This is a genomic window from Streptomyces sp. cmx-18-6 (assembly GCF_046548915.1).
In the GTDB taxonomy this organism is placed as follows: Bacteria; Actinomycetota; Actinomycetes; order Streptomycetales; family Streptomycetaceae; genus Streptomyces.
This window is the reverse complement of record NZ_JAEBEP010000018.1, coordinates 1-12,731: the sequence shown is the minus strand read 5'-3', so window position 1 is coordinate 12,731 and position 12,731 is coordinate 1. Positions and strand designations below refer to the sequence as shown.

The following is a 12,731-nucleotide window of genomic DNA, read 5'->3' as shown; positions in this document are numbered from 1 at the left end:
GGATACGGCGAAGGGGCGGCGGGCACCTGCCCGCCGCCCCTTCGCCGTATCGACTACTGGGCCGCCGGAGCGGACGCCGACTCCCGCCGCTCGGCGGAGGCGGAGGGACCCGGCAGTGTGGCCGGCGCGTCGTCGCCGCGCTCGCGCATGCTCATCATCAGGCGGATCACGGCGATCCACAGGATGGCCGAGCCGAACATATGGACGCCGACCAGGAGCTCGGGAACGCCGGTGAAGTACTGCACGTACCCGATCGCGCCCTGGGCGAGCAGCACGACCAGCAGGTCACGGGCGCGGGCCCGGGCGTCGGCGGGCGCGTCGACCACCCGCAGGGCCAGCCACATCGCGATGGCGAGCGCGCAGACCACCCAGGCGGCGATGGCGTGGATGTGTGCGGCGGCCGACCAGTCCCACGGCATGCGCGGTACGTCGCTGCTGTCGCCCGCGTGCTTGCCGGAACCGGTCACCGAGGTGCCGAGCACGATCAGGACCACGGTGGTCGCCAGGATCGCCCGGGCGAGCCGGCGTACGGGCAGGGGCGCGCGGGGGCGGGCCGGGCCGTCGCCCTCGTCGATCCGGACCCAGGTGATCACGGCGACCGCCAGGAGCACGTTGGCCAGCAGGAAGTGCCCGGCCACCGTCCACGGGTTGAGCCCCGCCCAGACCGTGATCCCGCCGAGGATGGCGTTGCCCAGCACGATCCAGAACTGCAACCAGGCCAGCCGGGTCAGCTTGCGGCGGCGCGGCTTCATCGCACTGACGGCGATGATCGCCCAGCCGACGGCGGCCGACAGGACGTACGCCAGCAGCCGGTTGCCGAACTCGATCGCGCCGTGCAGACCCTGCTCGGGCGTCGCGAAGAGGCTGTCGTCGGTGCACTTGGGCCAGGTGTCGCAGCCGAGGCCCGAACCGGTCAGCCGGACGGCGCCGCCGGTCACGATGATGAAGACGCTCATCATGATGGCGGAGAGCGCGGCGCGCTTCACCACCTTGGTGGACGGCGTCCAGCGCTTGGCGATGGCAGAGATGGGGGTTTCCACGCGGACCATCGTAGGACGCGGCTTGTGCACGTTTTCACGAGGGGTGGGTTCATGGCGGCTTGCCCTGGCTGGTCCCGCTACTCCCAGCGGAAGAACTTCGCCGCCGCGCCCAGCCCCAGCACCGCCCACACCGCCAGGATCCCGGCCTGCGCCCACGGCATCGACGCGCCGTGCTGGAGGACGTCCCGCAGCCCCTCCGAGAGCGCCGAGACGGGCAGCAGCCCCAGCGCCGACTGCACCGCGCCGGGGAACTTCTCCAGCGGCACGATGACCCCGCCGCCGACCAGCAGCAGCAGGAAGACCAGGTTGGCGGCGGCGAGCGTCGCCTCCGCCCTCAGCGTCCCGGCCATCAGCAGCCCGAGCCCGGAGAACGCGGCGGTCCCCAGCACCAGGAGCAGCAGCACCGACAGCGGGTCGCCCTGCGGCGACCAGCCCAGCGCGAAGGCGATCGCCGTCAGCAGCGCGACCTGGAGCACCTCGGTGACCAGCACCGACAGGGTCTTCGCCGTCATCAGCGCCCAGCGCGGCAGCGGGGAGGCCCCGAGCCGCTTGAGGACTCCGTAACGGCGTTCGAAGCCGGTGGCGATGGCCTGGCCGGTGAAGGCGGTCGACATCACGGCGAGGGCCAGGATGCCCGGGGCCAGGAAGTCGACCGACGCGCCCGGGCCGGTGTCGACGACGTCGACCGCGCTGAACAGCACCAGCAGCAGCGTCGGGATGATCACCGTCAGCAGCAGCTGCTCACCGTTGCGCAGCAGCATCCGGGTCTCCAGCGCGGTCTGCGCGGCGATCATCCGGGGGAGCGGGGCCGCGCCGGGGCGCGGGGTGTACGTACCGGCGCTCATGCGCGCAGCTCCTTGCCGGTCAGTTCGAGGAAGACGTCCTCCAGGGTGTGCCGCTCCACCGAGATGCCCTCGGGCATCACGCCGTGCTGGGCGCACCAGGAGGTGACGGTGGCCAGGAGCTGCGGGTCGATGGTCCCGGTGATGCGGTACGTCCCCGGGGCCGGCTCGGCGGCCCCGGAGCCGTCCGGCAGCGCCTTGAGGAGGGAGCCGAGGTCGAGCCCCGTACGGCCGGTGAAGCGCAGGGTGTTCTCCGCGCCGCCCCGGCAGAGCTGTTCCGGGCTGCCCCGGGCGATGACCCGGCCCGCGTCGATGATCGCCACGTCGTCGGCGAGCGCTTCGGCCTCGTCCATGAAGTGGGTGGTCAGCACCACGGAGACCCCGTCCGCGCGCAGTTCGCACACCAGGTCCCAGGTGGAGCGGCGGGCCTGCGGGTCGAGCCCGGCGGTCGGCTCGTCCAGGAAGACCAGCTCGGGCCGGCCGACGACCGCGAGGGCCAGGGCCAGGCGCTGCTGCTGGCCGCCGGAGAGCCGCCGGTACGTGGTGCGGCCGCAGGAGCCGAGGCCGAGGCGTTCGATCAGGGCGTCCACGTCCAGGGGGTGGGCGTGGAGCTTGGCCATGTGGCGGAGCATCTCGTCGGCCCGCGCCCCGGAGTAGACGCCGCCGGACTGGAGCATGACCCCGATCCGGGGGCGCAGCCGCTCCGCGTCGGCGACCGGGTCGAGCCCGAGGACCCGTACCGTGCCGGCGTCGGGGCGGCGGTAGCCCTCGCAGGTCTCGATCGTGGTGGTCTTCCCGGCGCCGTTCGGGCCGAGCACGGCCGTCACCACGCCGGTCGGGACCACCAGATCGAGGCCGTCCACCGCGGTCTTCGTGCCGTACCGCTTCACCAGGCCCTTGACCTGTACGACGGGCTCGTTCTCCATGGCGCGTAAGTCTAGGCAGGGGGTGCGGCCCGCCCTCTGCCGGGGCCAGATTAGGTAACCCTAAGTGACGAACCACACCGTAGATCGTTTCGGACCGTGGTTGTCATGGCCGAATGAATTACGCAACAATGGTGTTGTGAAATACGACGGTGGGACTCCTCAGGAGGAACTCGCGACCGGTGAGCGCTCGACGCGCAACCGGGTCGCGCGCTCCATCCTGGACCACGGTCCGTCCACCGCCGCCGATCTGGCCAAGCGCGTCGGCCTCACCCAGGCCGCCGTCCGCCGCCACCTGGACGCCCTCGTCTCCGACGATGTCGTCGAAGCCCGTGAACAGCGGGTCTACGGGGCGCGGACCCGCGGCAGGCCGGCCAAGGTGTTCGCCCTGACCGACTGCGGGCGGGACGCCTTCGACCAGTCCTACGACAAGCTGGCCGCCGACGCCCTGCGCTTCATCGCCGCATCCGGCGGGGACGAGGCGATCACCGCCTTCGCCCGGGCCCGGATGGCCGCGATGGGCGAGGCGTACCGCGCCGCCGTCGAGGCCGCGGAGCCCGAGCAGCGCACGGAGGCCCTCGCCAGGGCCCTGAGCGCCGACGGGTACGCTGCTACGGCGCGAAGCGCGCCGGGCCCGCAGCAGGGCGAGCAGCTGTGCCAGCACCACTGCCCGGTGGCGCATGTCGCCGAGCAGTTCCCACAGCTGTGCGAGGCGGAGACGGAGTTCTTCTCCAGCCTCCTCGGGACCCATGTGCAGCGTCTGGCCACCCTCGCCCACGGCGACGGCGTGTGCACGACGTACGTGCCGCGCAGCGGCCACGCAGCACCCCCACAGACCACCCATTCAGCATCTGCAAGCACGGCCGGGAGGAACCCCGCATGACGCTCCCCACGGAGACTGCCCACCCTGAGCTCGAGGGTCTGGGTACGTACGAATTCGGCTGGGCCGACTCCGACGCGGCAGGCGCGGCGGCGAAGCGCGGCCTGTCCGAGGCTGTCGTCCGCGACATCTCGGAGAAGAAGAACGAGCCCGAGTGGATGCTGAAGCTGCGGCTGAAGGGCCTCAAGCTCTTCGGCAAGAAGCCTATGCCGAACTGGGGCTCGGACCTGTCGGGCATCGACTTCGACAACATCAAGTACTTCGTGCGCTCCACGGAGAAGCAGGCGGCCTCCTGGGAGGAGCTGCCCGAGGACATCAAGAACACGTACGACAAGCTCGGCATCCCGGAGGCGGAGAAGCAGCGCCTGGTCGCCGGCGTCGCCGCGCAGTACGAGTCCGAGGTCGTCTACCACCAGATCAACGAGGAGCTGGAGGCGCAGGGTGTCATCTTCATGGACACCGACACCGCGCTGAAGGAGCACCCGGAGCTCTTCAAGGAGTACTTCGGCACCGTCATCCCGGTCGGTGACAACAAGTTCGCCTCGCTGAACTCGGCCGTGTGGTCCGGCGGCTCGTTCATCTACGTGCCCAAGGGCGTCCACGTCGAGATCCCGCTCCAGGCGTACTTCCGTATCAACACGGAGAACATGGGCCAGTTCGAGCGGACGCTGATCATCGTCGACGAGGACGCCTACGTCCACTACGTCGAGGGCTGCACCGCCCCGATCTACTCCTCGGACTCGCTGCACAGCGCCGTGGTGGAGATCATCGTGAAGAAGGGCGGCCGCTGCCGCTACACGACCATCCAGAACTGGTCGAACAACGTTTACAACCTGGTCACCAAGCGCGCCGTCGCCTACGAGGGCGCGACCATGGAGTGGGTCGACGGCAACATCGGCTCCAAGGTGACCATGAAGTACCCGGCCATCTACCTGATGGGCGAGCACGCCAAGGGCGAGACCCTGTCCATCGCCTTCGCGGGCGAGGGCCAGCACCAGGACGCCGGCGCGAAGATGGTGCACATGGCGCCGAACACCTCCTCGAACATCGTCTCCAAGTCGGTGGCGCGAGGCGGCGGCCGTACGTCCTACCGCGGACTGATCGAGATCGGCGAGGGCGCGCCGGGCGCGAAGTCCAACGTGCTCTGCGACGCTCTGCTGGTCGACACGATCTCCCGCTCCGACACCTACCCGTACGTCGACGTCCGCGAGGACGACGTGTCGATGGGCCACGAGGCGACCGTCTCCAAGGTCTCCGAGGACCAGCTCTTCTACCTCATGAGCCGCGGACTCACCGAGTTCGAGGCCATGGCGATGATCGTGCGCGGCTTCGTCGAGCCGATCGCGAAGGAGCTGCCCATGGAGTACGCCCTGGAGCTCAACCGGCTGATCGAGCTGCAGATGGAGGGTTCGGTCGGCTAGGTCCTCGTACGAGGGTCCTGTGGGGCGGCCCTCGCGGCCGCCCCCGCCCCCACCGAACCACCCCCCTTCTTGACTGAGAAAGCGAGCACTACGACAGCCATGGCTGAGGCTCAGAACACTCCGGTGGGCTCCACCACCGCCGGCTCCATCGCGGTGGCCGCCGAGTCGACCGTCGCCACGCGCATGAGCGCGCCCCCGTCCTTCGACGTCGCGGACTTCCCCGTCCCGCACGGTCGCGAGGAGGAGTGGCGCTTCACCCCGCTGGAGCGGCTGCGCGGGCTGCACGACGGCACCGCCGTCGTGGACGGCGGCGGCGTGAAGGTCGCGATCGACGCGCCCGAGGGCGTCACCGTCGAGACCGTGGGCCGCGACGACGCACGGCTCGGCAAGGCCGGCACGCCGGTGGACCGGGTCGCCGCGCAGGCGTACAGCGCCTTCGAGCAGGCTTCGGTCGTCACGGTCGCCAAGGAGGCCGTGCTCTCCGAGCCCATCCGGATCGCCGTGCACGGCGAGGGCGGCACCGCCTACGGCCACCAGCTCATCGAGCTGAAGCCGTTCGCCGAGGCCGTCGTCGTCATCGACCACACCGGTGACGCGGTGCTCGCCGCCAACGTCGACTACGTGCTGGGCGACGGCGCCAAGCTGACCGTCGTCTCCGTCCAGGACTGGGACGACACGGCCGTCCACGTCGGCCAGCACAACGCGCTGGTCGGCCGCGACGCCTCCTTCAAGTCGATCGTCGTCACCTTCGGCGGCGACCTCGTCCGGCTGCACCCCCGGGTCGCCTACGCGGCCCCCGGCGGCGAGGCGGAGCTCTTCGGCCTGTACTTCACCGACAAGGGCCAGCACCAGGAGCACCGCCTCCTGGTCGACCACAACACCCCGCACTGCAAGTCCAACGCGGTGTACAAGGGCGCACTCCAGGGCGACGGCGCCCACGCCGTCTGGATCGGGGACGTCCTCATCCAGGCCGCGGCCGAGGGCACCGACACCTACGAGATGAACCGGAACCTCGTCCTCACCGATGGGGCCCGGGTCGACTCCGTACCCAACCTGGAGATCGAGACCGGCGAGATCGTCGGCGCCGGCCACGCCTCGGCGACCGGCCGTTTCGACGACGAGCAGCTGTTCTACCTCCAGTCCCGCGGCATCCCGGCCGAGGAGGCCCGCCGCCTGGTCGTGCGCGGCTTCTTCGCCGAGCTGGTCCAGCAGATCGGCCTGCCGGACGTGGAAGCGCGTCTGCTCGACAAGATCGAGAACGAGCTGAAGGCGTCCGTCTGATGTCCTTCGTCAAGGCGTGCGCGCTGAGTGAGCTGGAGGACGACACCCCCAAGCGGGTCGAGCTCGACGGCACACCGGTCTCCGTCGTCCGCACCGAGGGCGAGGTGTTCGCGATCAACGACATCTGCTCGCACGCCAACGTGTCGCTCTCGGAGGGCGAGGTGGAGGACTGTTCGATCGAGTGCTGGCTGCACGGCTCGTCGTTCGACCTCCGCACCGGCAAGCCGTCCGGTCTGCCCGCGACGCGCCCCGTTCCCGTATACCCCGTAAAGATCGAAGGGGACGATGTGCTCGTCTCCGTCACCCAGGAGTCCTGAGTCACCCATGGCAACGCTTGAAATCCGCGACCTGCACGTCTCCGTCGAGGCCGACAACGCCACTAAGGAGATCCTCAAGGGCGTCGACCTGACCGTGAAGCAGGGCGAGACCCACGCCATCATGGGCCCCAACGGGTCCGGCAAGTCCACCCTCGCGTACTCGCTCGCCGGTCACCCCAAGTACACGATCACGAGCGGCACGGTCACCCTGGACGGCGAGGACGTCCTGGAGATGTCCGTCGACGAGCGCGCCCGCGCCGGCCTGTTCCTCGCCATGCAGTACCCGGTCGAGATCCCCGGCGTCTCGGTCTCCAACTTCCTGCGCACCTCCGCCACCGCCGTCCGCGGCGAGGCCCCCAAGCTGCGCACGTGGGTCAAGGAGGTCAAGGAGACGATGGCCGGGCTCCAGATGGACCCCTCCTTCGCCGAGCGCAACGTCAACGAGGGCTTCTCCGGCGGTGAGAAGAAGCGCCACGAGATCCTCCAGCTGGAGCTCCTCAAGCCGAAGATCGCCGTCCTGGACGAGACCGACTCCGGCCTGGACGTCGACGCGCTCAAGACCGTCTCCGAGGGCGTCAACCGGGTCCGCGCGACCGGCGAGGTCGGCACGCTGCTGATCACGCACTACACCCGCATCCTGAAGTACATCAAGCCCGACTTCGTGCACGTCTTCGCCAACGGCCGGATCGCGGCCTCCGGCGGCGCCGAGCTGGCCGACCAGCTGGAGAACGAGGGCTACGAGGCATACACGAAGGGTGGTCCCGTGAACGGAGGGAACTCAGGAGGTGCAGCCGCGTGACTGACGCCCGACAGGGGCTCACCGGCCTCCTCGACACCGAGGCGATCCGCAAGGACTTCCCGATCCTGGACCGCACGGTCCACGACGGCAAGAAGATCCTCTATCTGGACTCCGCGGCGACCTCGCAGAAGCCGCGCCAGGTCCTCGACGCGCTCAACACGTACTACGAGCGCCACAACGCGAACGTGCACCGAGGCGTCTACACGATCGCCGAGGAGGCCACCGCGCTGTACGAAGGCGCCCGTGACAAGGTCGCGGCCTTCATCAACGCACCCAGCCGCGACGAGGTGATCTTCACCAAGAACGCCTCGGAGTCGCTCAACCTCGTGGCCAACATGCTCGGCTGGGCCGACGAGCCCTACCGGGTGGACCGCGACACCGAGATCGTCACCACGGAGATGGAGCACCACTCCAACATCGTGCCGTGGCAGCTGCTCTCGCAGCGCACCGGCGCGAAGCTGAAGTGGTTCGGCATCACCGACGACGGCCGGCTCGACCTGTCGAACATCGACGAGATCATCACCGAGAAGACGAAGATCGTCTCCTTCACGCTGGTCTCCAACATCCTCGGCACCGTCAACCCGGTCGAGCAGATCATCCGCCGCGCCCAGCAGGTCGGCGCGCTGGTCTGCATCGACGCCTCGCAGGCGGCCCCGCACATGGTGCTCGACGTGCAGGCGCTCCAGGCCGACTTCGTGGCCTTCACCGGTCACAAGATGGTCGGCCCGACCGGCATCGGCGTGCTCTGGGGACGGCAGGAGCTCCTGGAGGACCTGCCGCCGTTCCTCGGCGGCGGCGAGATGATCGAGACCGTGTCGATGCACTCCTCCACCTACGCTCCCGCGCCGCACAAGTTCGAGGCCGGTACGCCCCCGATCGCCCAGGCCGTCGGTCTCGGCGCGGCCGTGGACTACCTCTCCTCGATCGGCATGGAGAACATCCACCGCCACGAGAAGGCGATCACCGAGTACGCGGTGAAGCGCCTCCTGGAGGTCCCCGACCTGCGGATCATCGGTCCGGCGACGGCCGAGGACCGCGGGGCGACGATCTCCTTCACGCTCGGCGACATCCACCCGCACGACGTGGGCCAGGTCCTCGACGAGATGGGCATCTGCGTCCGGGTCGGCCACCACTGCGCCCGCCCGGTCTGCCTGCGGTACGGAATTCCCGCGACGACGCGAGCGTCGTTCTATCTGTACTCCACGCCCGCCGAGGTAGACGCACTGGTGGACGGGCTGGAGCACGTCCGGAACTTCTTCGGCTGAGGGTTGACTGGTGAAGCTTGATTCGATGTACCAGGAAGTGATCCTGGACCACTACAAGCACCCCCACGGGCGCGGCCTGCGGGACGGCGACGCCGAGGTGCACCACGTCAACCCCACGTGCGGCGACGAGATCACGCTCCGGGTGAAGTACGACGGTGAGACCATCGCCGACGTCAGCTACGAGGGCCAGGGCTGCTCGATCAGCCAGGCCAGCGCCTCCGTGCTGAACGAGCTGCTCGTCGGCAAGGAGCTGCCCGAGGCGCAGAAGATCCAGGCGGCCTTCCTGGAGCTGATGCAGTCCAAGGGCCAGCTGGAGCCGGACGACGCGATGGAGGAGGTGCTGGAGGACGCCGTCGCGTTCGCCGGCGTCTCCAAGTACCCCGCCCGGGTCAAGTGCGCGCTGCTGAGCTGGATGGCGTGGAAGGACGCGACGGCCAAGGCGCTGTCCGAAGGGAAGACCGCATGAGCGAGAACGAGACCGCGACCATGAAGCCGGCCTCCGAGGAGGAGGTCCGCGAGGCGCTGTACGACGTCGTCGACCCCGAGCTGGGCATCGACGTCGTCAACCTGGGCCTGATCTACGGCATCCACGTCGACGACGCCAACATCGCCACCCTCGACATGACCCTGACGTCCGCGGCCTGCCCGCTGACCGACGTCATCGAGGACCAGGCGAAGTCCGCCACGGACGGCATCGTCAACGAGCTCCGGATCAACTGGGTCTGGATGCCGCCGTGGGGCCCGGACAAGATCACCGACGACGGGCGCGAGCAACTGCGCGCGCTCGGCTTCAACGTCTGATCCCGCACCTTCCGCACGACGCGAACGGCCGTGCCCGCCACCAGTTCTACTGGCGGCGGGCACGGCCGTTCCCGTGCGCCCCGGTGTGCGGCGGCGCGCCCGCCTGGCACACTGTCCGGCATGGCCGTTCGCCTGTACCACCTCGCCGTCGACGCCCACGACCTGCCGCTCCTGGCCCGCTTCTGGAGTGCGGTGCTGGACTGGCAGGTGCTGTTCGAGGACGAGGGCGAGATCGTCATCGGCGCGCATGAGACCGCGCTGCCCGGCATGTGCTTCCTGCCCGTGCCGGAGGGCAAGACCGTCAAGAACCGGCTGCACATCGATCTCGCCCCCGACGACCAGGACGCCGAGGTCGAGCGGATCATCGCGCTCGGCGCACGGCGGCTGGACGTCGGGCAGGGGCCGGACGCCACCTGGGTGGTGCTGGCCGACCCCAACACTCCTGACTACCAGTTCTGAGGATACGCGCACGTCAGCGCCAACGACAGAGCCCCGCCCGGCACTTGGTCGAACGGGGCGTTTTGCTGTCTGCGTGGGGCTACGCGCCCCGCTCAAGCTCTCCGGGGAACGGTCCGGGGACGAAGTTCCGCCACGTGGTCAGGGCAGGCGTACAGAGCGAATCCGGGGCCGCTCATGCGCTCTATGTACCGGACCTGTATCGCGGCTTCCGTCCACCGGTGGCACCGGCAGCACTGTGCAGCGCTCGGGGCGGGGACGGGCGGGAATCTGTCGCTCATGCCGACACCCCCGCAGCGGCGAACGCGGAGCGCGGGAAGGGGGCCCCGTCGTAGGTGTACGGGTAGTCCACGCCCATCGCTGCGAGGGCTGCCGCGCGGCGACGCTCACGGATGATGCCGAGTTCCATCGTGTCTTCCGCACGCTGCCTCTCCGCCTCCCTTCGGAAGAACTCCCGTGCTTGCTCTTTCGTCGGGCCGGTCCACGGGCGGGACCACGGGTTGACGGGGGCGGGGGTCGGCTCGGCCTGGTCGGCGAGGAATGCGGCGGAGTGGCGTCCTAGCCGGCGAGGGGCGAGGACGGAGAGCACCCAGGAAAGGGCACGCGCATGTTCGTTCAGCTCCCATTAGCTGATCGGCGGTGCCTCGGTGAGCCGCGTAGGACCGGTTCGCCGGGGCTTTTTCGTGTTCGGGGAATCACGCTAAGCCAACCTGTATAGATCCATCTAGCCATGTTCAACCCTGTCTAGTGTGCAAAGGGTGCTTGGCGGGTTGTCTACGCTTCCGCCTATGGCAGCGCGCGAAATCGACCCCCGGGCCCCGGAGCCCCCTTACCGGCAGATCGCTGCCGACTTGATGGCGGAGATTGAGCGGGGCGAGTTGCCCCCGCGTTCGGCGCTTCCGTCCGAGAAGGAACTCACGGAGCGATACGGGGTCGCACGTAACACGGCGCGGTCGGCCCTCGCGGTGCTACGGGAACGTGGGCTCATCTACACCGTGTCCGGTCGTGGCTCGTACGTGGTCGAGCCGGCGAGCGAGGACGAGCACCAGGGCGACTAGGGCCTGTCCGGCGGATCATGGGCGGAGCCATAGGCGGACTGCTGCTGCGGTGACCGTGCCGTGGAAGACGTAGGCCCTCTTGTCATATCGGGTGGCGATCGCGCGGGAGTTCTTGAGTCGGTTGATGGTCCGCTCGACCTCGTTGCGTCGCCGGTAGCGCTCGCGGTCGAAGCTGGCAGGTCTGCCGCCCGCGCTGCCTCTGCGCCGGCGGTTGGCACGCTGGTCCCTCGGCTCGGGGATCGTGTGCTTGATGCGTCGTCTCCGCAGGTAGCGGCGGTTTCGGCGGGAGCTGTAAGCCTTGTCGCCGCTGACATGGTCGGGCCTGGTCCGGGGCCGCCCGACCAGCGGGCGAGGAACCCGGATTTGGTCCAGGACCTCGATCATCTGCGGGGCGTCACCCCACTGACCCGGCGTGATCAGTAGAGCCATGGGGCGGCAACCGCCTTCACCGGCAAGGTGGACCTTGGAGGTCAGACCACCCCGGGACCGCCCGAGTCCCTCGTCGGGGCGGTGGTGCCGGGGCATCGTCCTTTTTTCGGGATCCGCGGCCTGGCCTTGCGGGCGCCCGCGGCGTGCTGGTGGGCCCGGCAGGACGTCGAGTCGACGCCGACCATGCCCCAGTCGATTTGACCGGCAAGGTCTGCGTGGGCCTGGACCGCCTGCAAGAGCCGGTCCCAGGTGCCGTCCGCCGACCAGCGGCGATGCCGCTCGTAGACGGTCTTCCACGAGCCGTAGCGTTCCGGGAGGTCACGCCACGGCACACCGGTGCGGACCCGGAACAGGATCCCGTTGACCACCGTGCGGTGGTCGTTCCACCGGCCGCCCCGGCCACCCGAAGGCGGCAGATGCGGCTCAAGCAGCGACCACTCGCGACTCGTCAGATCCCCCCGACCCATGACCGAACCAACGAGCGACCGGTCGGAAAGTCACATGAGCAGTCGGGCGCACCCTAGTCGGCTGCCGACGCGGCCATTCAACCCTCGCGGTCAATGACGATCCGGCTGCGCTTCGAGGGCTTCGAGGAAGTGACCGGGGTCTGAGTACCTGTGCTCATGTGTGGCGCCCGGCGTAACAACATGCTGAGGGGCATGCGAGCAACAGGCTGTCACCTCAAATCAGATCGGTGGACGTTATGAGGCCCGGGGGCGAACCGTCGATCGGCGAGCAGGTTGGGGTGAGCGTGGCCCTGCTCGTTATCGACCTGATGGTCATCGCCTGGCTAGTGATCATCCAGTACGGAGTGTCCAGCTGGGCGGACAACTACAACGGTGGCAATCCGCCCAGCGCACCCAAGGAAGCACTACGAGGAATGTGGCTCCTGGCCGCCGGTGCTCTCGTCACTGGCGGTGGTCTCCTTGCCTTGGGGTGGCGTGTCCCTGGCCTCGTGCAGCTGGTTGTCCTGGGATTCGGAGCCGGGCTGCTCGCCTACTTCGCCGCCCGTGGATAGCGCACATCCGTCCGAACCCACCCCTCCCCGGCTCTCGGACCGTCCGCCCCGACAGCCAATGATCCGCCGGACACGCCCTAGCTGTATTGACCCGCAGGGTTGTTGACTCGGCTGATCGGGGGCTGGCCTCCGAGTGCGGTGTGGCAGCGGTGGTGGTTGTAGGTGTGGAGGAAGTCTGCCAGGGCTGCCGTGCGCTCGGTG

The 12,731-nt window shown here is 69.1% G+C and carries 16 protein-coding genes and 1 pseudogene; 11 read left to right on the top strand and 6 right to left on the bottom strand.

All coding sequences use genetic code 11. The annotated features are described in order from the left end of the window. Nucleotides 1–53: 53 nt before the first annotated feature. The 3 genes from ACLJPL_RS30625 to ACLJPL_RS30615 form a co-directional block, all read right to left on the bottom strand. Nucleotides 54–1,049, bottom strand: coding sequence for a COX15/CtaA family protein (locus ACLJPL_RS30625; RefSeq protein ID WP_411084206.1), 996 nt, complete (start codon nt 1,047–1,049; stop codon nt 54–56). A 68-nt stretch (nt 1,050–1,117) separates the two neighbouring features. After that, a complete protein-coding gene (locus ACLJPL_RS30620) occupies nt 1,118–1,885 on the bottom strand; it encodes an ABC transporter permease (protein ID WP_411084205.1) in 768 nt (255 codons plus the stop codon). After that, the gene (locus ACLJPL_RS30615) at nt 1,882–2,808 is read right to left on the bottom strand and encodes an ABC transporter ATP-binding protein (RefSeq protein WP_411084204.1); all 927 of its coding nucleotides are present in this window, start codon (nt 2,806–2,808) and stop codon (nt 1,882–1,884) included. Before ACLJPL_RS30615 ends, ACLJPL_RS30620 begins: the two co-directional genes overlap by 4 nt. A gap of 136 nt (nt 2,809–2,944) precedes the next feature. On the opposite strand from ACLJPL_RS30615, the gene ACLJPL_RS30610 reads away from it, so the two are divergent. The 9 genes from ACLJPL_RS30610 (at nt 2,945) to ACLJPL_RS30570 (ending at nt 10,028) form a co-directional block, all read left to right on the top strand. Then, nucleotides 2,945–3,688 (top strand): helix-turn-helix transcriptional regulator, encoded by a 744-nt coding sequence (locus ACLJPL_RS30610; RefSeq protein WP_411084203.1) that lies wholly within the window; start codon nt 2,945–2,947, stop codon nt 3,686–3,688. Beyond that, nucleotides 3,685–5,106 carry a Fe-S cluster assembly protein SufB gene (sufB, locus tag ACLJPL_RS30605; RefSeq protein ID WP_030568051.1) on the top strand — a complete coding sequence of 474 codons (1,422 nt, stop codon included), beginning with the start codon at nt 3,685–3,687 and terminating at the stop codon, nt 5,104–5,106. The genes ACLJPL_RS30610 and sufB overlap by 4 nt, the downstream gene beginning before the upstream one ends. Nucleotides 5,107–5,205: 99 nt before the next feature. Further along, the gene (gene sufD / locus ACLJPL_RS30600) at nt 5,206–6,387 is read left to right on the top strand and encodes a Fe-S cluster assembly protein SufD (RefSeq protein ID WP_411084202.1); all 1,182 of its coding nucleotides are present in this window, start codon (nt 5,206–5,208) and stop codon (nt 6,385–6,387) included. Further along, nucleotides 6,387–6,704: a bifunctional 3-phenylpropionate/cinnamic acid dioxygenase ferredoxin subunit gene (locus ACLJPL_RS30595; protein ID WP_356841302.1), complete on the top strand. Its 318-nt coding sequence runs from the start codon at nt 6,387–6,389 to the stop codon at nt 6,702–6,704. Before sufD ends, ACLJPL_RS30595 begins: the two co-directional genes overlap by 1 nt. A gap of 7 nt (nt 6,705–6,711) precedes the next feature. Then, entirely contained in the window at nt 6,712–7,503 is a 792-nt protein-coding gene (gene sufC, locus ACLJPL_RS30590; protein ID WP_411084201.1) for a Fe-S cluster assembly ATPase SufC, read from the top strand. After that, entirely contained in the window at nt 7,500–8,768 is a 1,269-nt protein-coding gene (locus ACLJPL_RS30585) for a cysteine desulfurase (protein ID WP_411084200.1), read from the top strand. Before sufC ends, ACLJPL_RS30585 begins: the two co-directional genes overlap by 4 nt. A gap of 10 nt (nt 8,769–8,778) precedes the next feature. Beyond that, nucleotides 8,779–9,234, top strand: a complete 456-nt coding sequence (gene sufU, locus ACLJPL_RS30580; protein WP_073880112.1) for a Fe-S cluster assembly sulfur transfer protein SufU — start codon at nt 8,779–8,781, stop codon at nt 9,232–9,234. Further along, entirely contained in the window at nt 9,231–9,569 is a 339-nt protein-coding gene (locus ACLJPL_RS30575) for a metal-sulfur cluster assembly factor (protein ID WP_015607822.1), read from the top strand. The genes sufU and ACLJPL_RS30575 overlap by 4 nt, the downstream gene beginning before the upstream one ends. A 120-nt stretch (nt 9,570–9,689) precedes the next feature. After that, nucleotides 9,690–10,028 (top strand): VOC family protein, encoded by a 339-nt coding sequence (locus tag ACLJPL_RS30570; protein WP_411084199.1) that lies wholly within the window; start codon nt 9,690–9,692, stop codon nt 10,026–10,028. 274 nt (nt 10,029–10,302) lie between these two features. Here ACLJPL_RS30570 and ACLJPL_RS30565 read toward each other — a convergent pair whose 3' ends face one another. Further along, entirely contained in the window at nt 10,303–10,434 is a 132-nt protein-coding gene (locus ACLJPL_RS30565) for a hypothetical protein (protein WP_411084198.1), read from the bottom strand. 379 nt (nt 10,435–10,813) lie between these two features. Here ACLJPL_RS30565 and ACLJPL_RS30560 point away from each other — a divergent pair, with 379 nt between their 5' ends. Then, nucleotides 10,814–11,083: a GntR family transcriptional regulator gene (locus ACLJPL_RS30560; RefSeq protein WP_411084197.1), complete on the top strand. Its 270-nt coding sequence runs from the start codon at nt 10,814–10,816 to the stop codon at nt 11,081–11,083. A gap of 15 nt (nt 11,084–11,098) precedes the next feature. On the opposite strand, the gene ACLJPL_RS30555 is transcribed toward ACLJPL_RS30560, so the two are convergent. Further along, a protein-coding gene (locus ACLJPL_RS30555) for an IS5 family transposase (protein ID WP_411084196.1) occupies nt 11,099–11,979 on the bottom strand; the annotation gives its coding sequence in 2 pieces (ribosomal slippage) (nt 11,099–11,619 and nt 11,619–11,979; 882 coding nt in all). 278 nt (nt 11,980–12,257) lie between these two features. Here ACLJPL_RS30555 and ACLJPL_RS30550 point away from each other — a divergent pair. Continuing rightward, nucleotides 12,258–12,530 carry a hypothetical protein gene (locus ACLJPL_RS30550; protein WP_411084195.1) on the top strand — a complete coding sequence of 91 codons (273 nt, stop codon included), beginning with the start codon at nt 12,258–12,260 and terminating at the stop codon, nt 12,528–12,530. Between the two features lie 77 nt (nt 12,531–12,607). Here ACLJPL_RS30550 and ACLJPL_RS30545 read toward each other — a convergent pair. Then, nucleotides 12,608–12,731: pseudogene (locus ACLJPL_RS30545) on the bottom strand (IS481 family transposase); the annotation flags it as partial.

Coding starts and splice junctions, on each gene's coding strand:
- ACLJPL_RS30625 (WP_411084206.1), bottom strand. CDS start 1,049: ATGGTCCGCGTGGAAACCCCCATCTCTGCCATCGCCAAGCGCTGGACG.
- ACLJPL_RS30620 (WP_411084205.1), bottom strand. CDS start 1,885: ATGAGCGCCGGTACGTACACCCCGCGCCCCGGCGCGGCCCCGCTCCCC.
- ACLJPL_RS30615 (WP_411084204.1), bottom strand. CDS start 2,808: ATGGAGAACGAGCCCGTCGTACAGGTCAAGGGCCTGGTGAAGCGGTAC.
- sufB (WP_030568051.1), top strand. CDS start 3,685: ATGACGCTCCCCACGGAGACTGCCCACCCTGAGCTCGAGGGTCTGGGT.
- sufD (WP_411084202.1), top strand. CDS start 5,206: ATGGCTGAGGCTCAGAACACTCCGGTGGGCTCCACCACCGCCGGCTCC.
- ACLJPL_RS30595 (WP_356841302.1), top strand. CDS start 6,387: ATGTCCTTCGTCAAGGCGTGCGCGCTGAGTGAGCTGGAGGACGACACC.
- sufC (WP_411084201.1), top strand. CDS start 6,712: ATGGCAACGCTTGAAATCCGCGACCTGCACGTCTCCGTCGAGGCCGAC.
- ACLJPL_RS30575 (WP_015607822.1), top strand. CDS start 9,231: ATGAGCGAGAACGAGACCGCGACCATGAAGCCGGCCTCCGAGGAGGAG.
- ACLJPL_RS30570 (WP_411084199.1), top strand. CDS start 9,690: ATGGCCGTTCGCCTGTACCACCTCGCCGTCGACGCCCACGACCTGCCG.
- ACLJPL_RS30565 (WP_411084198.1), bottom strand. CDS start 10,434: ATGGAACTCGGCATCATCCGTGAGCGTCGCCGCGCGGCAGCCCTCGCA.
- ACLJPL_RS30560 (WP_411084197.1), top strand. CDS start 10,814: ATGGCAGCGCGCGAAATCGACCCCCGGGCCCCGGAGCCCCCTTACCGG.